At 47.4% G+C, this 19862-nt stretch carries 17 protein-coding genes; 6 read left to right on the forward strand and 11 right to left on the reverse strand.

Annotation, left to right across the window (positions count from 1 at the left end; all coding sequences use genetic code 11):
- Window positions 1-17: 17 nt before the first annotated feature.
- Together ACYCSE_RS07950 and ACYCSE_RS07955 are read right to left on the reverse strand one after the other, a co-directional pair.
- The gene (locus ACYCSE_RS07950; RefSeq protein WP_061829474.1) at window positions 18-1199 is read right to left on the reverse strand and encodes an NAD(P)/FAD-dependent oxidoreductase; all 1182 of its coding nucleotides are present in this window, start codon (window positions 1197-1199) and stop codon (window positions 18-20) included.
- Between the two features lie 27 nt (window positions 1200-1226).
- On the reverse strand, window positions 1227-1658 hold the full coding sequence (locus tag ACYCSE_RS07955) for a DUF1641 domain-containing protein (RefSeq protein ID WP_013312528.1): 432 nt from the start codon (window positions 1656-1658) through the stop codon (window positions 1227-1229).
- Window positions 1659-2159: 501 nt separating this feature from the next.
- Between ACYCSE_RS07955 and ACYCSE_RS07960 the strand changes: the two genes are divergently transcribed.
- On the forward strand, window positions 2160-2555 hold the full coding sequence (locus ACYCSE_RS07960) for a rhodanese-like domain-containing protein (RefSeq protein ID WP_459702489.1): 396 nt from the start codon (window positions 2160-2162) through the stop codon (window positions 2553-2555).
- Between the two features lie 24 nt (window positions 2556-2579).
- Here the strand turns inward: ACYCSE_RS07960 and ACYCSE_RS07965 are convergent, their stop codons facing one another.
- Window positions 2580-3407: an HNH endonuclease gene (locus tag ACYCSE_RS07965; RefSeq protein WP_061829475.1), complete on the reverse strand. Its 828-nt coding sequence runs from the start codon at window positions 3405-3407 to the stop codon at window positions 2580-2582.
- A 263-nt stretch (window positions 3408-3670) separates the two neighbouring features.
- Between ACYCSE_RS07965 and ACYCSE_RS07970 the strand changes: the two genes are divergently transcribed.
- Window positions 3671-5167, forward strand: coding sequence for an alpha-amylase (locus tag ACYCSE_RS07970; RefSeq protein ID WP_069290639.1), 1497 nt, complete (start codon window positions 3671-3673; stop codon window positions 5165-5167).
- Window positions 5168-5231: 64 nt separating this feature from the next.
- Here ACYCSE_RS07970 and gpmA read toward each other — a convergent pair whose 3' ends face one another.
- The 5 genes from gpmA to ACYCSE_RS07995 all read right to left on the reverse strand — a co-directional run bounded on the left by gpmA (window position 5232) and on the right by ACYCSE_RS07995 (window position 11086).
- Window positions 5232-5981 (reverse strand): 2,3-diphosphoglycerate-dependent phosphoglycerate mutase, encoded by a 750-nt coding sequence (gene gpmA / locus ACYCSE_RS07975; protein WP_459701968.1) that lies wholly within the window; start codon window positions 5979-5981, stop codon window positions 5232-5234.
- 134 nt (window positions 5982-6115) lie between these two features.
- A complete protein-coding gene (locus tag ACYCSE_RS07980; protein WP_459701969.1) occupies window positions 6116-6856 on the reverse strand; it encodes a Bax inhibitor-1/YccA family protein in 741 nt (246 codons plus the stop codon).
- Window positions 6857-6999: 143 nt separating this feature from the next.
- Window positions 7000-7287 (reverse strand): hypothetical protein, encoded by a 288-nt coding sequence (locus ACYCSE_RS07985; protein ID WP_069290641.1) that lies wholly within the window; start codon window positions 7285-7287, stop codon window positions 7000-7002.
- A 242-nt stretch (window positions 7288-7529) separates the two neighbouring features.
- The gene (locus ACYCSE_RS07990; protein ID WP_459701970.1) at window positions 7530-9824 is read right to left on the reverse strand and encodes a glycoside hydrolase family 2 protein; all 2295 of its coding nucleotides are present in this window, start codon (window positions 9822-9824) and stop codon (window positions 7530-7532) included.
- A gap of 197 nt (window positions 9825-10021) precedes the next feature.
- Window positions 10022-11086, reverse strand: coding sequence for a LacI family DNA-binding transcriptional regulator (locus tag ACYCSE_RS07995; protein WP_459701971.1), 1065 nt, complete (start codon window positions 11084-11086; stop codon window positions 10022-10024).
- A gap of 179 nt (window positions 11087-11265) precedes the next feature.
- Between ACYCSE_RS07995 and pepT the strand changes: the two genes are divergently transcribed.
- Window positions 11266-12501 (forward strand): peptidase T, encoded by a 1236-nt coding sequence (gene pepT, locus ACYCSE_RS08000; RefSeq protein WP_061829481.1) that lies wholly within the window; start codon window positions 11266-11268, stop codon window positions 12499-12501.
- A gap of 200 nt (window positions 12502-12701) precedes the next feature.
- Window positions 12702-13538, forward strand: a complete 837-nt coding sequence (locus tag ACYCSE_RS08005) for a methyl-accepting chemotaxis protein (RefSeq protein WP_061829482.1) — start codon at window positions 12702-12704, stop codon at window positions 13536-13538.
- Window positions 13539-13724: 186 nt separating this feature from the next.
- On the opposite strand, the gene ACYCSE_RS08010 is transcribed toward ACYCSE_RS08005, so the two are convergent.
- Window positions 13725-14600, reverse strand: a complete 876-nt coding sequence (locus tag ACYCSE_RS08010; RefSeq protein ID WP_069290646.1) for a DNA-binding protein — start codon at window positions 14598-14600, stop codon at window positions 13725-13727.
- Between the two features lie 444 nt (window positions 14601-15044).
- Here ACYCSE_RS08010 and hxlA point away from each other — a divergent pair, with 444 nt between their 5' ends.
- Both hxlA and hxlB read left to right on the forward strand, forming a co-directional pair.
- Window positions 15045-15680 (forward strand): 3-hexulose-6-phosphate synthase, encoded by a 636-nt coding sequence (gene hxlA, locus ACYCSE_RS08015; RefSeq protein ID WP_013312540.1) that lies wholly within the window; start codon window positions 15045-15047, stop codon window positions 15678-15680.
- 5 nt (window positions 15681-15685) lie between these two features.
- Window positions 15686-16243 carry a 6-phospho-3-hexuloisomerase gene (hxlB, locus tag ACYCSE_RS08020; protein ID WP_069290647.1) on the forward strand — a complete coding sequence of 186 codons (558 nt, stop codon included), beginning with the start codon at window positions 15686-15688 and terminating at the stop codon, window positions 16241-16243.
- 142 nt (window positions 16244-16385) lie between these two features.
- Here the strand turns inward: hxlB and ACYCSE_RS08025 are convergent, their stop codons facing one another.
- Window positions 16386-18518, reverse strand: coding sequence for an endo-1,4-beta-xylanase (locus ACYCSE_RS08025; protein WP_459701972.1), 2133 nt, complete (start codon window positions 18516-18518; stop codon window positions 16386-16388).
- Window positions 18519-18580: 62 nt separating this feature from the next.
- On the reverse strand, window positions 18581-19504 hold the full coding sequence (locus ACYCSE_RS08030; protein ID WP_103047237.1) for a carbohydrate ABC transporter permease: 924 nt from the start codon (window positions 19502-19504) through the stop codon (window positions 18581-18583).
- Window positions 19505-19862: the final 358 nt, after the last annotated feature.

A 19862-nucleotide genomic window follows, 5' to 3' on the forward strand; every position in this document is an offset into this window, starting at 1 on the left:
ATAAAATATAAGGAATATTAATAGGCCAATGCAAAAAGTCCTTTGATGTGGGACAAGTAACGGATGTTACTGCCTTCCTTCATCAAAGTAGCTACAGCGCCTTTCAGTTGGGTGCCATTCGCGCCTACAGTACCGATCGCGTCTGTTCTGCCCAAGCTGCCCAGTGTACCGGAGAATACTGGTGTAAAGCGTTCCATTTTCGCTCCGTTGAAATAAGCGAAGATGTTGTAACCAACTAATTCGCCCATTTGCCAAGCCAACTGTGCAGTTGGAGGGTATGGACGCTCGCCTTCACCCGGGAACACCACTGCGCTGTCGCCAGCGAGGAAGATGTCTTCGTGAGAAGTCGATTGCAGTGCACCATTCACAGTAGCGCGACCACGGTTTACTTCGATACCAGATGCGCCAACCAGTGCATTACCTTGTACGCCGCCTGTCCAGATCAGTGTGTTCGTTTTGATCGAACGTCCGTCTTTCAAGAGAACTTCGTCAGCTTTCATTTCTGTAATCGGAACACCCGCTACGATTTGAACGCCACGTTTTTCAAGGCTTGTTACTGCACGATCAACCAGTGGTTGAGGGAAGCCTGCCAAAATAGATGGTCCAGCTTCTACGCAATACAAGTTGATATCTTCGTAGTTAATACCTTTTTCGCGACAAATTACAGGCAATTTGTCAGCATATTCACCCACCAGCTCAACGCCTGTCAGACCGCCACCACCGATAACGATTGTAGCGTCTGCTTGGTTACCGGATTGCTTGTAAGCATCCAGACGAGCTTCCACATGTGCGCGAATACGATTGGCTTCTGCCACAGATTTCAGCGTGAAGCTATGCTCTTGCAGTCCTGGAATACCGAAGTAAGCCGTTTCGCTGCCCAGGGAAATAACGAGAGCGTCATAGCTCAACGTAGCGCCACTGGCCAAGGTTACTTTTTTATCGTCAGGCTTGATTTCGGAAACAGTATCCACTTTCAGGATAATTTCTTTGTTACGCAGCAGCTTTTCCAAAGGAAGCGCAACAGCTTTTTCGGCAATTGTACCTGCCGCCAAACGGTGCAGTTCTGTAATAATTTGGTGCGACGCAAAGCGGTTAACCACTGTAATGGTTGCTTGGCTAGCGTCCATATGCTGGCGTGCTGTAAGAGCGGCTAGCAATCCGCCGTACCCGCCGCCCAAGATCAAAATTTGCTTCGACATGTCCATCCTCCGTTCTCGATCAGGTAATTATTTGCTTTCGCGTTGGCGCTCATTCAGAATATCCAGGAAAGCCTGGCTGAAACGCAGCGTTTTTTGTACATTCGGATCTTTAAGCATTTTGAGCAGGCCAAACAGACCTACACTGCCGTCCGTAGTTTGTACACGGTCATTTGCTTCAATTGCAGCAGAAGCCAATCCTTTAGCCGAATCTGTAACAGGCTTCACAAACTCTCCCATGGAGCTTTTCATATCTCCGATAAAGACAGGGTCAGTCGCCAGACTGCGAGCTACATCATAAGCGTCGGTCATCAAAGTAACCATCTCAGTCAACTTGGGCAGATTTTCTACCAGCACGGTCAGCGATTGCTGAACCTCCGGTTTCATCAATTGGTCCAATACATCCCGAGACTCTTTGGTAGCTTCCTGTGTTACTGCCACCTCTTGTTGGTTTTCAGACATGCGTGAACGTCCTCCTTTACTGTGAAAATAGAAGTCCATTCCTTTCTCGTAACCTGTATCCATAAACTCTAGCAATAAAACGTTCATCGAATTCACGCCCTTAAACATGCAAGAAGCACAGCTAAAACCGGCCTATACCCTACAGGGCAAGACTGATTTATCGCAGATGCCAATTGTATATTGCTCAGACGGTATTCTGTTGTTACTGCTGCGGAATATTCCACGAAGCGCTCCTTCGTGACTACAACAGGCCGAAACGGAACCCTATACCTCTATATTACACCTTTCACGACACAATCGTCGAAGAAATTTTAAATTTGCACAAATTTCTGCAAAATTTTTATTGTTATTTTAGATAAAAATTAGAATAAGCTCGATTTTTGTCCAAGTTTCCCTTAAAAGAAGGGTCATCTTATGCTAGAGGAGGGTAATAAAGAGAGTGAGTTTTAGTTCGATAATATGAAAATAACACAAAATATATTCATACGGAGGTTTTAAATGATGGCTAAAACATTTGGAGATATGGTTCAAGAAGCGAGGCAGCACGTTCAGGGCATTGATTCACAGGAGGCACGTCAGCGAATGGAGGCAAATCCAGATACATTCGTTATCGATGTACAGGACTCCCATGATGCAGGCGCTTGCGGTCTGATTCGCGGAAGCGCCAATATTTCATTGGGCATGCTGCCCATCCGCGCTGACTTGGAGGTTCCACAGGATTTGCGTGACGAACGTCTACGTGACCGTAACCGCCCGATTATCACCACTTGTGGGGCAGGTGGACAAGCTGCATTGGCAGCTTATACACTCCAGCAGATGGGCTTTACCAATGTAGCTTTTATCGAAGGCGGAACAACAGCCTGGAAGGAATCCAGCTTTGAAATAGAACTGTACTAAGGGATCTACGCTGCAAGAGTCGCCCTACGTATGTAGGGTGCCTTCAGAAGCGTCAGGATTATCAGGTGCCTCGAAATCATCAGGAGACGGCTGCGGTACACCAGACTCAATGAACTCATCTACATCGCGGGCAGCCTTAACTTGATTGCATTCATTGCAAGCACATACACAATTGACCGGCGTCGTGTGCCCCCCTTTTGCCCGAGGCAGTAAATGATCAATCGTGTCACCGTAGCCCCCGCAAAAAAAACAAGTATAACGGTCACGCTTAAGCACATATTGACGAAATTCCTTGTTGCTATACAGTCTACGCACGGTGTATGGATTAACAATCACCGCCATACGCTCTCTGACCAGGGTCATGGCCAGATCAAGCTCAATCTCTTGATGCCAGCGTCTCCCCTGGTCGGTTTTGCCTCTTAGCCGAATCATGCCATTGCGATTGAGCCGCAACGCCCGGGTATCCGCAGGCTTCAGCCTGCTAAGCAGATGCCGAACCCGTTGCCGATGGCGCTCACGCGCTTTGTCCGTGACCGGCTTCCTGCGGGGGCGTTGTGCCTCCATAGGTAGCGACGCCTCTAGGCTGTGCGCAGCCGTATTTGCTTCAAGGCTATGCTGCATCACGGGAGCAGCCGAGGGATTTGTTTCCTCGCCGGAGGGAGCGGACGTAGCCGCACGTTCTTGTGGGGCCAATCCTCGGCAGGAACGGCAAGGACCACGCCGGGAATAAGGACCAGCCCGGCGACCCGTTCTGCGCTGAAAGTCCGTTAAAGGTTTCATCTCCTGACAATACGTACATTTTTTAATCAGCGGTTTGCTCGCTTCATCCTTGTTCTGCTGCGGTTCTGTCACGTCCACTCCTCCTTTCCTCTGTTGCTCGCGCTTCACAGTTTGCCCAAAACCCGAACTATTGTTAAGTTAGATTCATTTTACCGTTTTCACGTTCTCTTTTCTAGCTACCCGAGTCGTTGTGAACACTCAGGTATAACAAATTTTAATGATTCAGCATACGTTATACAGCGATCCTTGTTCTTCATTCAGCATCATATTGACCGTCTGACGTTTAGCCCCCCTCACTTGGTGGGTAACTTGTTATATATGAAGGAGGGACGTACATGAAAAGGAACCATACGATGATGCAATTTTTCGAGTGGAATGTCGAAGCTGACGGTTCTCACTGGAAAAAGCTTACCCGCCTGGCGCCGGAACTGAAGGCCAAAGGAATTGACGCGATATGGATTCCACCTGTCACCAAAGGCCAATCGCCCGAGGATACGGGATACGGCGTCTATGACCTTTATGATCTGGGCGAATTTGACCAAAAAGGTGCGGTGCGCACCAAATACGGAACCAGGGAAGACCTGCTGGAGGCTGTTGCCGCCTGTGTTCGCCACGGCGTGTCCGTCTATGTCGATCTGGTCATGAATCATAAGGCCGGCGCGGATGAAACTGAAGTATTCAAGGTCGTCGAGGTCAACCCGGATAACCGCAATGAAGTCATTTCTGAGCCCTTTGATATCGAAGGCTGGACTAAATTTACGTTCCCCGGCCGTCAAGGTCAGTATTCCACATTTCAATGGAACTTTGAACATTTTAACGGAACCGATTACGATGCAAGCCAGGACCGGACAGGAATCTATCGTATTTTAGGTAAAAATAAAAGCTGGAGCGAAAATGTAGATGATGAATTCGGCAATTATGATTATTTAATGTTCGCCAATATTGACTATAATCATCAGGATGTGCGCAAAGAGATGATCCGTTGGGGAAAATGGCTGGTAGATACTCTGCAATGCAACGGATTCCGTCTGGATGCAATCAAGCATATTAATCATGAATTTGTACGAGAGTTTGCTACAGAAATGATTAAAAAACGCGGGCAGGATTTTTATATGGTAGGCGAGTTTTGGAAACCGGATCTGGAATCGTGTCAAAAGTTCCTGGATACCATTGATTATAAAATCGACCTGTTTGACGTATCCCTCCACTACAAACTACATAGCGCTTCCTTGGGTGGCAAGGATTTCGATTTAAGCACCATTTTCGAGGATACGCTTGTTCATACCCATCCCCTGAACTCGGTTACTTTTGTCGATAATCATGATTCCCAGCCGCATGAAGCGCTCGAATCCTGGGTGGAGGACTGGTTCAAGCCTAGCGCCTATGCACTCATCTTGCTGCGCAAGGACGGTTATCCCTGTGTGTTCTACGGCGATTACTACGGTATCCAGGGGCAAACACCCGTGAAAGGCAAGCAGGCTGAGCTAGACCCGCTTCTATATGCCCGGTACCATAAAGCTTATGGTGAGCAAAAAGATTATTTCGATGATCCCCATACGATTGGATGGGTTCGTCAAGGCGTGCCTGAACTGGAAGGCTCCGGATGTGCTGTGGTGATCACCAACGCAAATGACGGAGAAAAGCGCATGTTCGTAGGTAAACAACGTGCAGGGGAAGAATGGATGGATTTGACCGGACATCACGATCATACCGTAAAGATTGAGCAGGATGGCTACGGCATATTTCCCGTTCGTGCCGGCAGTGTATCGGTGTGGGCACTTCCCGCAGAGGAAGACAGCCAGGAAACAGAAGAAGAGGAAGCGAACGCTTAATCTATACCCAACACAAAGAGGACAGGATGCGAGGAAGCGCCCTGTCCTCTTTGTGTATGGAAAGTCACTCCGTTACCTTGCTTTGGTTGGCCACGGCCTGCTTCTTAGCCTCTACATGACTCGGATCACCGAGATAAAAACGCCGGATGGGATCTATATGCTCATCCAGCTCGTACACCAGTGGAATGCCTGTCGGAATATTCAAATCCAGCAATTCGGTTTCGTCCAGATTCTCCATATACTTGATTAAGGCCCGCAAAGTGTTACCATGTGCAGAAATGATAACTCGATCCTTTTTGAGAATCAAAGGTACAATCCGCTGCTTCCAAAACTCACCGACCCGATGCACGGTGTCCTCCAGACTTTCCCCAAGCGGCAGCTCTTCTGGCTTAATATTACGATAACGCTCTTCCCGATGCGGACTCCGCTCGTCCTTCTCATCCAGCATGGGAGGCCGCACCGTCAGACTACGCCGCCAGATATGAACCTGCTCCTCGCCGTATTGCACGGCGGAATCCAGCTTGCTAAGCCCCTGAAGAGCACCGTAATGGCGTTCATTCAGCTTCCACGACTTCTGCACAGGTATCCACAGATGATCCAGTTCATCCAAGATGTGATACAGCGTGCGGATAGAACGTTTTAGCACAGAGGCAAATGCCAAATCAAACGTATAACCAGCTTCCTTGAGAATACGTCCCGCCTCAATGGCCTCATGAGTCCCTTGTTCAGTCAGGTCCACGTCCGTCCAGCCCGTAAACAGGTTTTGTCGGTTATACACGCTCTGTCCATGCCTAACCAGCACCACTTGATACATGCACTCACTCCTCTCCTGTCTGTCTTTATGTTTTACCCAACTTCTATGTATTTAACGTAAAATGCAATTTTTAAACCGTCTATTTAATACAAAAAAGGACGGCATTCAGCCATCCTTTTCTTCTCACCCTGCACTTAGTCCCTCTTACTGAACTTGGCCAACAGATCCAAAATCCGTACATACAGCCATACTAGAGTCACCAGCAATGCAAAAGCACCATACCATTCCATATATTTGGGTGCGCCTTGATCTGCTTGCTCTTCAATAAAATTGAAATCAACCAGCAGATTCAAAGCCGCAATGATCACGATAAATAAGCTAATGCCAATACCCAGCCAACCTGTTTCATGGATATAGGGAACATTCATACCGAAAAAGTTCAAAATAAAATCAACCAGCGTCACCAGAAAAATCGCCATCGTACACAGGACAACGAATGAGATAAAGCCGCGTGTCACCTTGATGATTCGCTGTGTGTACATAAAGAGCATCAAGAACAAGATACCCACGGTCAGTAAAATGGCATTGGCTACAATTCCAGGGTACTCATACTCCATAAAAGCTGAAACGCCACCCAAAGCAAAACCACTCAGAATCGCATATACAGGAGAGAGTAATGGAACCGTTTTGGGAAAAAAGGATATCGCAAGTGCTACGCCTGCCATACCAATAAAGCCTGCCGTCAGCAAGGATAGCACCTCTACGGTTCCTTCGTAGGTCATGTACCAGGTAATACTTCCAGAGACGATGAGCAGAACCAGCAGAAGCAACGTTTTGTTCACCGTTCCTCCGATGGTCATGCGTTGTTCACTAGCTTCTCTTTCATCTTCGCGCAAAAAGATGTCATCACGTAAAACCGGATTGCTAAAGCTCATACAGGGTACTCCTTTTCGATGTTGTTGTTTGCTATGCTATATGTATATATCGGCACAATATGAAAAAAGTTTCAGAAAATTTCAAAAAAACTCTAACCTTGCCACATGGCAAAGCTAGAGTTAGAGGATCAGGTCGTTACAGGTTAAAGATCAGCTGTCGCAATCTGAATCGTACCAAATGTGCCTCCGGCCGCGCTAGTCAATAAACCAGCTACCAGCAATAAGGCAACTTCCACCGTAAGACTAGTGAATGCAGGGATCGTATAGGTAATCACAGGCGCATTGACAACAGTAAGGACAAGATCAATCGGAAAGGGACCGTTATTATTAACGGTTACTGCTGCATCTGCACCACCACGCAAATTTTCATAATACGATTTGCCGATACCAGCCGCTATCGTAAAGTTTTGTTGAGGTAAAAGAATCGCCATAGTTTTCACCTCCCTTGCGCTTGATAGTGTATTCTATGCTTCCAATCTACGAGCGTAACGTTAAGTGACTCAGTAATAAGACACAATTTGAAAGACTTATAGATTAACGTACCCTAACCTATGCTAAAAAGGAGTTGCCCTCTCAGATTCTTTGCAGAATCTGCGGACAACTCCTTATTAAATAATAGAAGTATCAGACAGTATATTAGCAGTTAGCAGGATTGTATGTTGCCTTTGCTTCCTTATTGCACGTCAATGCTCAATTCCTGCAAACCGAAACGAGAAGGCGCTGAAACCTTCACGCGGATATTGCCAGCCTCACCCTTTGTACGAATCCAGAATGCAATGCGTCCACCAATTAGGGATAAGCTTGAAGGACCGATCAATTCACCCACTCCCTCGACCTCCACCGAAACAGGATCTGCATAGAACGGCAGGGCATTGCCGTATTCGTCCAGAGCATCCACTACTACTCGGGTTACGTCCCAATCGCCAGCTTCCAGTACCATATCATCTGCAGCTACCCGTAGCTCTGTCGGCACCGGATTACGTGAATAGTATCTGCGGATCACTTCTTGCCCATCTACGTACCCAATGAATACAGCGTCTTCCCACTTCATGCCCCAGTGACCTGTCAACTCATCGATCACGACAGGAGGGTGAGGAAGCGCCGGGTACTTCTCTCGGTTCGGACGATAAATACCTTTGCGCTCATGACCGTAGATGAACTCCACCTCATCGCAATTGGTGAACACGACCAGCGGCACGATACCCCCGATATTCCGCTCGCCACGAGACCAGTAAGTGACCGGCTCCATAACGATTTCCTGTTCGACGTTCTTCTGGCTCCGGTACACACTGGCTGCAAATTTAGGCAGGCGGAACATATCCATGACACCGTGGTAGCAGATTTTATCACCGGAACCAAAATCAGCATGAGTGTTATAGTCAAAAGCACACCAGCCAATCGCTCCGGCAATGCCCTCATCGGCATAGGAAGCATTTTGGACCCGCGTATGGCGCAGTGCATGCTCCATTACCCGTTCCTCCTGGTCAAAACGCTTGGTCGGGTACATATGCCCGTTATATTCCGTTACCAGATAAGGGACTGGATGATCCAGCTTTGTAACGAGAGACGGCTGGCGCAAGCCTGTCGTTTCGCCATCTACGCCTTCTGTATCGTCATACGTATCAAAATTGCGGATTTCCTTCGCCAAATATTTTTTGTGCCCACCATCATGAACAAAATCATTTATCGTATATACATCTTCCAGCAGCTCACTGCCTACAATATAACGCACACCACCCGTAGCACGGGTCGGATCTAGTTTTCGTGCCAGCTCATTGGTACGCGTGTACAGATCATGGTCATCCTGCGACTCATTAATTCGTACGCCCCAGATTACAATGGAGGGATGATTACGATCACGGATAATCATGTCCTCTACGTCCCTCACCGCCTGCTCCTTCCACGCTTCACCGCCAATATGCTGCCAACCCGGAATCTCTTCGAAAACGAGCAATCCAATCTCATCACAGCGGTCTAGAAAATGACGGGACTGAGGGTAGTGGGATGTCCGTACCATATTCAGCCCCAGCTCCTCCTTGAGCACATCTGCATCACGACGCTGCGCTCTTTTGGGCATAGCATAGCCAACGTACGGATAGGACTGGTGACGGTTCAGGCCGAGCAGCTTGATCTTCCGCCCGTTCAAGTAAAAACCGTCCGGCTGAAATTCAGCCTCGCGGAAGCCAAAGCGCACGGTCACCTGATCCAGTTCTTCTCCGCCTCGTAGCAGCGTCAGCTTCGCTTCATACAGCTTGGGATCATCTATATCCCAAAGCCGCAGGCCGCCCAGCTCTTTCAGATCCAGCGTTACTTCCGCCGCCGTCACCGCTGCCAGCTCGGTCTCCGCCTTCACGCTCGCTCCGTCCAGCAATTGCAGCGCGACCGTCAAGTCGTCCTGTTGATCGCCAATGCCCTCCAGCTCCACGACCACGCGCACCGCCTTATTTACCGCAAGCGGCTCCGGTGTCTGAATGAATATCGTTCCAAGGTGTACAGGCTCCACTATTCGCAGCTGCACTTCGCGGTAAATACCGCCGTAGGTCAGATAGTCAATGACTGCCCCAAAGGGAGGGATGTCGTCCCGTTCCGTGGAATCGACAATGACTGTGAGCACATTGGAGCCGCCATACTCGGCAAGTTCGGTCAATTCAACGCTGAACGGTGTATATCCACCTTTATGCTCCCCCGCTTTTACCCCGTTTAGATATACCTGGGCATAGGTCATGACTCCTTCAAAATCAACATACACTCGCTTACCTTTGGCATCTGCCGGAATGTTCAGCTCTCTTTTATACGTAGAAATAAACTGAAATGCCTTGTCGTCAAAATAATTATACGGAAGCTCTACATTGGTGTGCGGCAGCTGAATTGGCTCATACCGACCTGCATCAATGCCTGCGCTTACTTCGCTCTCGACATATTCAGGAAGGTAAAACCATTGATCATTCAACGGCAAAATGGTACGCATGGGCAGTCACCTCAACCTTTTATTTTCACTCTTATACCAAAGTAAAATATTTAAGTAAAAATTATGAGTAAAACTTAGTAAAATAAATATATGTTCAATGTAAGCATTTCCAAGATAATTGTCAATCCATTTTTGTATCTTTTCATACCAAAAACAGCCCCGGTAAGCCGGGGCTGTTCAAATCAATAACGGCCATTTTATTGTGTATCGGTATGCAGCGGCGCACTGCTGTTGCGAATCATTAGCTCGGTCGGAATGATGACCTTGCGCCCCACCTCGTTTGCACCGTTTCGTACCGTATGCAGCAAGAGCTGAACGCCCGTTTCTCCCATCAGTTCGGTATGCGTTTTGACTGTTGACAGAGATGGGGTCAAATATTCCGCTGTCGGAATATCATTGAAGCCAACAATTGAGATACGTTCCGGCACCGCAAGCTGATGCTGCTCCAGCGCCTTCAACACCCCAATAGCTACCGAATCGCTCGCGACAAAGAAGGCTGTAGGCAGGTTTTCTGGTCCTGCCAGAATAGCCGCTTCCATCGCACGGAAGCCGTCTGCCGCCGTTCCTCCGCACACATGAATATCATCCGACGTGCATAGCCTGTGCTGTTCCTGATACCGCAAAAACGTCTCATAGCGGGCATCTAGATCCGCTCGTTCGGAATCATGGGACTGCTCATCCTTACCCATACCTACATATCCGATGTGACGATGGCCCGCGCCCATCAAATAATCCAGTGCATCAGCCGCAGCGTGAGCAAGGTCAATGACCACATAGTCTGCCCCTGTACGCTCTACCGGATGATCCAGAAAGACGCAAGGAATGGGCAGTTCCAGCATACGTTTTACCTCTTCACTGCTAAAATGCCCCAGCACGATCAGTCCATGTAGCCCTTCGGATAATGCCTTCAGTGTAGTTAGGTCCTCTCTTCTGAAAATACGCTCCAGCTGCGCCCCACTTTGGCGGCACTCTTTTTCCACGCCAAACCGAATAGATAGATAATAAGGGTCTTCCAGTTCCTCGTACGCACTAAACCAGTGCACCATACCTAACCGGATGGGTCCCTCTGCCTTCTTGCGGGGCTGACGACCAATACCGCCATTTTTACGTTTAACCGTCGTATATTTCATGCGCTCGGCAACCTCAAAAATTTTACGCCGCGTTTCCTCTGATACAGACAGTGTTTCATCATAATTCAGCACTCGGGAGACCGTGGATATCGAAACCTCTGCCTCCTGGGCGATATCTTTTAACGTAGGCATTGCAGACTCCTTTAATCGTTTTACTCTATTTTTACTTTTATTTTACTATTATCTTACTCGTCTCCCCTGTGCAACACAACCCGTCATTCCTAAAAGGGTCAACCATTTTTTTCATATTATAAGCCTAATCATGATAAAATACGTACCATAATAGAAATGACACTAAGGAGGATACACACATGAAACAGGAACTGATTGACCGCCTGACTACATACGTTCAGGTAGATACCCAATCTGATGAAAGCAGCCACACTTGCCCCACTACACCCGGACAGCTCACATTGGGCAACCTCTTGGTGGGCGAATTGAAAGCCATTGGTATGACAGACGTAACTATTGATGATAATGGTTATGTGATGGCGACCCTTCCTTCCAATACGGATAAAGAGGTTCCCGTCATCGGTTTTCTCGCTCACCTCGATACGGCTACCGAACTGACTGGCGCAGGGGTAAAGCCGCAATTGACGGAGAACTATGATGGGGGCGATATCACGCTGAATGCTTCGCTTGGTGTGGTTCTTTCTCCACGTGAGTTTCCCGAACTAACTCAATATAAAGGCCACACCCTGATCACAACAGATGGTACCACCCTGCTCGGTGCAGACAACAAAGCCGGGATCGCAGAAATCATGACAGCTATCCACTACCTGATTGACCATCCAGAAATTCAACATGGCAAAATTCGCGTTGCCTTTACACCGGACGAAGAGATTGGAAGAGGACCGGAACGCTTTGATGTAGCCGCTTTTGGCGCTGAATATGCCTATACGGTAGACGGCGGACCGCTCGGAGAACTGGAGTATGAGAGCTTTAACGCCGCAGCCGCCCATATTACCATTCACGGTGTGAATGTGCATCCCGGTACGGCTAAAAACAAAATGATCCACGCTGCCAAAATCGCTATGGAGCTGCACAGTCGGTTACCTGCAAACGAAGCCCCAGAATATACAGACGGATATGATGGCTTCTATCATCTCTTGGAGTCTACAGGCACGGCAGAACAAGCTAAGCTATACTATATTATCCGTGATTTTGACCGCGAGAGCTTTGAAAACCGGAAAGCTTATTTAACAAATGTAGTCAAAGAGCTGCAGGCCGCATATGGAGAAAACCGTATTGCGCTGGAATTGAGAGATCAGTATTACAACATGAAAGAGAAAATAGAGCCAGTCAAGCATATCGTCGATGTCGCTTATGAAGCAATGACAAAGCTGAATATCGAACCCATTATTAAGCCGATTCGTGGCGGTACAGACGGTTCACAGCTATCCTACATGGGACTGCCTACCCCGAATATTTTTACAGGTGGGGAGAACTACCACGGTAAGTTTGAATATGTGTCGGTGGACAACATGGTACTTGCTACCAAGGTTATTGTGGAAATCGCACAACTGTTCGAGCAACGCGGCAAGTGAACTACCTATACACAGCACTGACACGTTAAGATTAAATAGAAGGCATATCGTTCCGTAATGGAAACGGTATGCCTTTTTTTCTCAAGCTTTCATTTCCCTTTAAATTTTCAATATCTTTATAACTTTTATCCGTCTTTAGACCGACAACTATATACGAGACTATAAAAAATATATCTAGTAAAGAAAGGTAGGTTATCTATTTGAATACAATAGATGCATTAATTGCAGCCATTCCCTACATACAACAGATTATGCGTGAGAAAGTGACTCTTGCTCTCTTCGACCGCACTCATGTCCTTATGTATACCCAATCGGAGGGTATGGACCTCGGCTTTGAAACGGGCTCGGAGCTGCTCGAAGACTATAAAGATTTTGCCATGCTTAAAAATGGACGTGAGCCCAGCCTGACCCACATCCCTGCTGAAATTCTAGGGTTTCCTCTTGATATGATCAGTATTCCTGTATTTGACGAGAAAGGTGAAGTCATCGCAGCATTTGCGGCCTCTTATAATTTGACTAACAAAAATCAACTGGATCAAATCGTATCCGAGAACCTCTCCATCACCGAGCAGCTCATTGATATGGTACAGCATGTGGCGGCTCATTCCGAGGAGCTTCAGGCAACCAGTGAACAGATTTTGAAAAACACCCAAATCGCCGTACAAAACTCGGGTAAAATCAATCAGGTAGCTGTGTTCATCAAGGAAATTTCTGATCAAACCAACCTGCTTGGATTGAATGCAGCGATCGAGGCCGCGCGTGTCGGAGAAGCAGGTGCAGGCTTTGGTATCGTCGCTCAAGAGGTGCGCAAGCTATCCGTAGAATCCAAAAAGGCGACGGTCGATATTGAAGGAGCCCTTAAGGATGTACAGAACTCCATGCGTCAAATGGAGCAGGAAATTGAGCAAATTGTTTCTTCTTCTCAGGAGCAGGCGACTCTGGTAGGCTCTTTCACTGAAGTGATGGAGCGTATGCAAAAGGCGAGTGAAACGATGCAACATCTGGCCAGTCACCTGACTTCGTATGTCGTAAAATAAATCTTGGCATAAAAGAGGGGAGCACACTGATCGCAAAATGCGTAAAAGTGTGCTCCTTTTATGTACAAAAGCCCTATCGGGCTTGAAGGTCTAATTCTGACTCAAGCAGTATAAGAAAAAACACCATGATTTGAAGGAATTACAGGGTCTAACCCTCCCAAAATATTTCCCACCGGAAGAGCAATACTAAGAAACGCCAAGACCATAATTACCGAGATTAATGCCTTTTTCATTATGAAGCCCCCTTAATAAAATGGTTTGGTATTGCTCTTGCTGTGATGGTGTTGCCAAAGCTCGATAAGTCTCAAACAGAGCAACCAGTGTCCTGAAATCAGCATCCGCTTCTACACTGGCAGAGAATTGCAGAGAATCAAGGACATAATTTAAGGCAACGGAGTACTGCTTCTTCTTGAAATGGTAAATGGCCAATTGGTTGACCAGTTTTAAATAATATACGCGGTTTGCTCTATCTTCATAACCTTCAAATATCTTAATATCATCGGCAAAATCGTTCAGCAGGTCGTCTATATTCCAATTATTCAGGTTAGCTGCTTCGGCAATACCAACCAATCCTGGAAGTAGCTCCTCGTCATTGTCGTGAAGAAATTGAACGTACTCAGGCAAAAGTTCCCTTCTCCCCGAAAGTAATTCAATCGTAAATAAATTGGCCTTGGCGAGGAAACGGAATCTCTCTACTTCTTCGTGACCGCTCTGATCCAGGCCCATAAACCAACCCATTTCGCTATACTTCATAATATAGTTTCTGGCTTCCTCATACTTGCCCATATTCTGATAGTAAATAGATTTCGCCAAATAACTATAAGCATAATAAAACACTAGCGGGTGTTTGGTGTCCAATGTCTCATACTTGCCGTCTGCAGCATTTCTCAGTTGGGTGTGATACAGGTTTTCAGCCAACGTATGCAGATAGTCTGCTACTTTGTTCGCTTCATCCCAATCATTATGTGTGTAGCTGATTCTAAACAACTCACAAGCTTTATCGAGTTCGTGGCTGTCCGACAACAAATAAATGGCTTCCCTTTGGTTCAGGACCTCTTCCACTAAACCCGCCTCCCTATCCTGAAAATTGCGATTACCCCTTAGCACAGCGGCTACTCTTCAGGGTAGTTATACTCTTAGCCTCCATTTTTTGTATACCATTATATTACAAATATAGTCAAAACCTAACTTGAAGTCAATTCAATCATCACTACCTTCTTTTTTTGCAACCTTACATTGCTGTGTACGGTTATCGGTTACGAATAGTTGACTCCCCTTATAGAAATAATGCTAAAGAAGACAAAATGTAGGCTCTCTCATGGATGGTTTTTATGATGCTATAGTATCGTGGGGGTAACTACGTTACGAATTAGTGCGTACTTTTCAACCGGGTAGCTGGGCCTTACAATCAAACCTGTGCATGAAACTAAAGTATAGATTGATACTCAACAGAGCATGTACCTGTTCATCAAAATATAAATTCACTTAAGGAGTGAAGTTAATAACATGGAACTTCAATTGGCTTTAGACTTAGTAGATATCCCGCAAGGGATTGCATTGGTAAAAGAAGTAGAGTCGTATATTGATATCGTAGAAATCGGTACGCCGATTGTCATCAATGAAGGACTTCATGCAGTAAAAGCAATGAAAGAAGCATTCCCGAATCTGAAAGTGCTGGCTGACCTGAAGGTTATGGATGCAGGGGGCTATGAAGTGCTAAAAGCTTCCGAGGCTGGTGCAGATATCGTTACGATTTTGGCTGTAGCTGAAGATGCAACAATCAAAGGCGCAGTAGAAGAAGCGAAAAAACAAGGCGGCAAAAAAATCCTGGTGGATATGATCGGTGTTAAAAACCTGGAGCAACGTGCGAAAGAAATCGACGCTCTGGGCGTTGACTACATCTGTGTGCATACAGGCTACGATCTGCAAGCTGAAGGACAAAGCCCGTTCGAAGCACTGCAAACCGTCAAAAAAGTCGTGAAAAACTCCAAAACTGCTGTGGCTGGCGGTATTAAGCTGAGCACATTGGCTGAAGTCGTAAAGGCTCAACCGGATCTGGTTATCGTCGGCGGTGGTATCACTGGCGAGGACGACAAAAAGGCTGTAGCTTCCCAAATGCAACAGCTCATCAAACAAGGTTAACCCCAATGGAAACCTCTCAATATTTATCTGAGGTACTCAAGGAGCTACAATTGGTTCCACAATTGATCAGTGATACGGAATCGGAACAGCTGATCCATTCCATCGCCGTTGCCAATAAGGTATTCGTGGCAGGTGCGGGCCGCTCAGGGTTCATGATTCGCTCGCTGGCAATGCGGCTGATGCATATGGGAATTCAAGCTTACGTAGTCGGGGAAACCGTAACTCCCGGTTTGGGCGAGGGCGACCTGCTCATTATCGGTTCAGGCTCTGGTGAAACCAAAAGCCTGATCTCCATGGCAGAAAAAGCAAAGAAACTCGGAGCCTCTCTGGCGCTACTAACCACTTCTCCCGGTTCCACCATTGGCAAACTGGCCGATATCATCGTCAAGCTGCCTGGTGCGGCCAAGGACCCGTCCAACAAGGACTACCAGACGATCCAGCCCATGGGCTCATTGTTTGAGCAAACCCTGCTGTTGTACGGTGACGCATTGGTACTCAGAACGATGGATCTGCGCAAGCTGACCTCCAAATCTATGTTTGGTCAACACGCCAATTTGGAATAAAACTGCAATTCCTTTACGATAACAAAGCAGGCTGTCCTTTACATGTCACATGTGAAGGACAGCCTGCTTTTATGCTTGTATAAGGCGACGTTCGATACAGCATAGAATAAGGCAAAACAAGCCCGGCATGTATTCAAACCATTTATTCGTTATTCCCTGCTGGCAACGGCGGAACTTTGGACGGATCAGCAAGTGCCCAATAGGCATATTTGGCCTTTAACCGTTCGTCGAATAGTAGCGGCTTATCCAACCGGGCTATCGGAAACGTGCTGAGCCACGTATTTCCATCATCCGTACCCCAAATCGTCACATTGCTGATATGATTCTGCTGCCTTGAAAACATATCGAACAGCGCCCGATAGCGGTGAGCCTGCCGGATGAGCATAGATTCTGGAATCGTTTCATAGCGATCTGTGTCATTGGAATAAAGACCCATATCCAGCTCGGTAATTTGATTATCCAGACCAAGCGAAGCAAACTTCTCTATGGACTGCTCAATCTCGCTAATAGCGGGAAACTCCAGGCGGATATGCGATTGGTGGCCTACCCCGTCAATCGGTACACCTTTAGCGAGCAGATCACGTACCAAATTGTACAGAAAATCCCGTTTCTTCGGCTCATGCGTGTTGTAATCGTTAATGAATAGCCGTGCGTTCGGGCCCGTCACTTCCCTCGTGACACGGAATGCTTTTTCAATATAATCAGTACCGGTAATCTGATACCATTTGCTGCGGCGCATGCCGTCCGGCTGATCAGGATCAATGACCTCATTCACCACATCCCAATCGGTGATGACATTTTTATACCGGGCTGCAACAGCGCGAATATGCGTCTCCAGCCGATCCAGCAAAAGCTTTTTATTCTCAGCAGTCGGCGTCATCGGCTGTCCATTCTTATCCTTGAACATCCAATCCCCAGTTTGGTTATGCCACACCAAAGTATGGAAGCGAATTTCCAGTCCATGCTGTCTAGCAAACTGCACAATTTGGTCTGCTTCCTCCCAATGGAACTGTCCCTCGGACGGTTGTAAGGAGATCGGCTTCATCGCATTCCCTGCAACGACGCTGTTAAAATGCTTCTGTACCAACTCTCCGTAAGCCCCTTCGGTCTGGAAAGCTTCAATCGCCGTGCCAATGCTAAACTGTCCCCCATATAATCCATGCAAAGAAGGAATGTCCTTTTCAATAGCCAGCGGTGGTACAAGTGACAGCTCGAAATCATCCATATAAAAGGAAGACGTTCCTTCTGCCGTTTCCAAATACATAGAAACAGTGTCTGCATCATGCGCAAGCGTATACATACCAGACAAATGCATCCATCCCCCTGTCGTAGTAGCCGTGTCGCCTACAACAGTTTCATACGCACTATCCCCTTGATGATCACGCTGTACGCTGAGTCTCACCTTGGCAGGCTGCTCACCCGGCGCCAGCTTCACCCAGGCACTGACCGTATATCGGCTGCCCTTTTGCATCGTAGCAGTCACATCCAGCTTGGGTCCGGCATATGTCTTTTGTCTGCCTGTTGTCAGCAGACTGTATGAGCCGCTTCGTGCATCGGCGTCCGAAACCTGCACGGTCTCATCTCCCATACGGGACACCCATCCTTGAGCCGTACCATCTTCAAACCCGGATACGATACCATTGCCCGGCTCCGTTGGCGTCTTCGATACCTGTGTTATTTCTATCTCATCCACATAGTAGGCCTGCGCGGGATTCGAGCTTTCCACATACAGCTTCAATGCATCCATCCCCCCGGTAAAAGTATATTTCCCCTGAAGTTTGATCCACGATGTATCCGCCGTCTCCGTCTGCGCTACCGTCTTCCATGTCGTAGTCCCGCCTGTGGGCTGCTGCTCCACTGTAAGTTTAACCATGCTCGGAACCGCAGAATGACCATCCAGCTTCACATAGCCACTAATTTCATACTCCACATCCGGCTGCAACAGCGACTTCACATCCAGCTCCGCCCCGTTCCAAGCCGCTGTACGAGCGGTTGCCTTCAGACTGTGCGTGCCGCCATATGCTGCTTCCGTGACGGATGCAATTTGGGTATAAGTTCCTCGCGGCTTCCAGCCGTCGCTGTTTCCTTGCTCAAATCCATACGTTCCAATGGTCTTATGGATACTACCCGCCGATAGCACCATATCCGAAACGGGCGGGGAATGTTCTATAGACGGAGCTGCCTTCGCCACAGACGCTCCCCACCAACCGACAGGCGATAACAACAGCGCTCCAGCCAGTACCAGACAAAAAGGCTTAACCCAACATGACCGCAAAGCAATCCCTCCCGTACTCCAATTTTTTGGAATTGGTATTTGGCACCATTGGTTTTCATTTACTATCCTTTGACACCGCCCAAGGTCATACCCTTCACAAAGTATTTTTGCAAAAAGGGATACACTAAAATAATAGGCACTGAAGCGACAATCGTCATCGTGGCCCGAATCGAGGTAGGCGTGACCGACTTCGCCAGATTTTCCGAACCAGCGAATTGGCTCGCATAGTCCTGAGCGTTAACAGACGTGTTAGAATTTTGCAGTATTTTCATCAGCTCATATTGAAGAGTGCTCCATTGCTCATATGATGAATTGTACAAAAACACATCGAACCAGGAATTCCATTGTGCCACCGCTGTAAACAGCGACACCGTCGCCAGTACGGGAACACACAGCGGCAAAACGATGCGCATAAAAGTGGCAAACTCCCCAGCCCCGTCAATACGCGCCGACTCCAAAATCCCTTCCGGCAATCCCTCAATAAAGGAGCGAATGACAATCACATTAAACACCCCAATCAATCCCGGCACGACATACACCCAGAAAGTCCCCAGCATCCCAAGCTCACGAATCAGGAGAAAGTTCGGAATCAATCCACCGCTAAAATACATCGTTAAAATAAAAGCAATCGAAACAAATTTGCGCAGCACATATTCCGGCCGGCTGATCGTGTACGCCACCATCGCGCAGCAAAACACCGAAGTCACTGTACCCACAACTGTACGTAATACAGAAATCAGCGTAGCATGGAAAATCGTCGCTTCCTTAAACACAAATTCATAATTACTCCACGTGAATTCACGTGGCCACAAATAGATCCCGCCCCGAATCGAATCATTCGCTTCATTTAACGAAACCGCCAGCGTATTTAAAAACGGATACAGCGTGAACACCATCAGGCAGAGCATAAACACGATATTGCACGCATCAAAAATTCGATCTGAGGGGGCCCGAAATCGCCCGTGTACGGCCTTCCCTTTGCCCATGACTTTCCGCTCCTTTCTAAAAAATAGTTTAGGCATTTGGATCCCGCACCCTAATTCAACTAATTGTTATTGGAGCTTGTTGGTGCTGTTACTTGGAACTGTTATTTTGAGTGGTTATATTAGTGGCAATTGGAGTTAACCTTGGTGAAATATTATTGGTACTATAAGAAGTCATGTTTTAGTTCGTTTGATAAGGTTTTGATGAGGTCAGCGAAGCGGCCTGCTAAAAATCCACTGACTTGCACCTGTAGTATGCATGAGCATGCGCCTTCTGTTACCACCACCACTAGCACAATCCTAAAAACAAGCGATAGCGAAGCTGAGCCAACCATGATGGCACATTTACCCAAGGAAGTGC

Source organism: Paenibacillus sp. SEL1, assembly GCF_054602535.1.

Excerpts from the sequence above, each read along its gene's own strand:
- ACYCSE_RS07950 (WP_061829474.1), bottom strand. The coding sequence starts at position 1,199 with ATGTCGAAGCAAATTTTGATCTTGGGCGGCGGGTACGGCGGATTGCTA.
- ACYCSE_RS07955 (WP_013312528.1), bottom strand. The coding sequence starts at position 1,658 with ATGTCTGAAAACCAACAAGAGGTGGCAGTAACACAGGAAGCTACCAAA.
- ACYCSE_RS07960 (WP_459702489.1), top strand. The coding sequence starts at position 2,160 with ATGGCTAAAACATTTGGAGATATGGTTCAAGAAGCGAGGCAGCACGTT.
- ACYCSE_RS07970 (WP_069290639.1), top strand. The coding sequence starts at position 3,671 with ATGAAAAGGAACCATACGATGATGCAATTTTTCGAGTGGAATGTCGAA.
- gpmA (WP_459701968.1), bottom strand. The coding sequence starts at position 5,981 with ATGTATCAAGTGGTGCTGGTTAGGCATGGACAGAGCGTGTATAACCGA.
- ACYCSE_RS07980 (WP_459701969.1), bottom strand. The coding sequence starts at position 6,856 with ATGAGCTTTAGCAATCCGGTTTTACGTGATGACATCTTTTTGCGCGAA.
- ACYCSE_RS07985 (WP_069290641.1), bottom strand. The coding sequence starts at position 7,287 with ATGGCGATTCTTTTACCTCAACAAAACTTTACGATAGCGGCTGGTATC.
- ACYCSE_RS07990 (WP_459701970.1), bottom strand. The coding sequence starts at position 9,824 with ATGCGTACCATTTTGCCGTTGAATGATCAATGGTTTTACCTTCCTGAA.
- ACYCSE_RS07995 (WP_459701971.1), bottom strand. The coding sequence starts at position 11,086 with ATGCCTACGTTAAAAGATATCGCCCAGGAGGCAGAGGTTTCGATATCC.
- pepT (WP_061829481.1), top strand. The coding sequence starts at position 11,266 with ATGAAACAGGAACTGATTGACCGCCTGACTACATACGTTCAGGTAGAT.
- hxlA (WP_013312540.1), top strand. The coding sequence starts at position 15,045 with ATGGAACTTCAATTGGCTTTAGACTTAGTAGATATCCCGCAAGGGATT.
- hxlB (WP_069290647.1), top strand. The coding sequence starts at position 15,686 with ATGGAAACCTCTCAATATTTATCTGAGGTACTCAAGGAGCTACAATTG.
- ACYCSE_RS08030 (WP_103047237.1), bottom strand. The coding sequence starts at position 19,504 with ATGGGCAAAGGGAAGGCCGTACACGGGCGATTTCGGGCCCCCTCAGAT.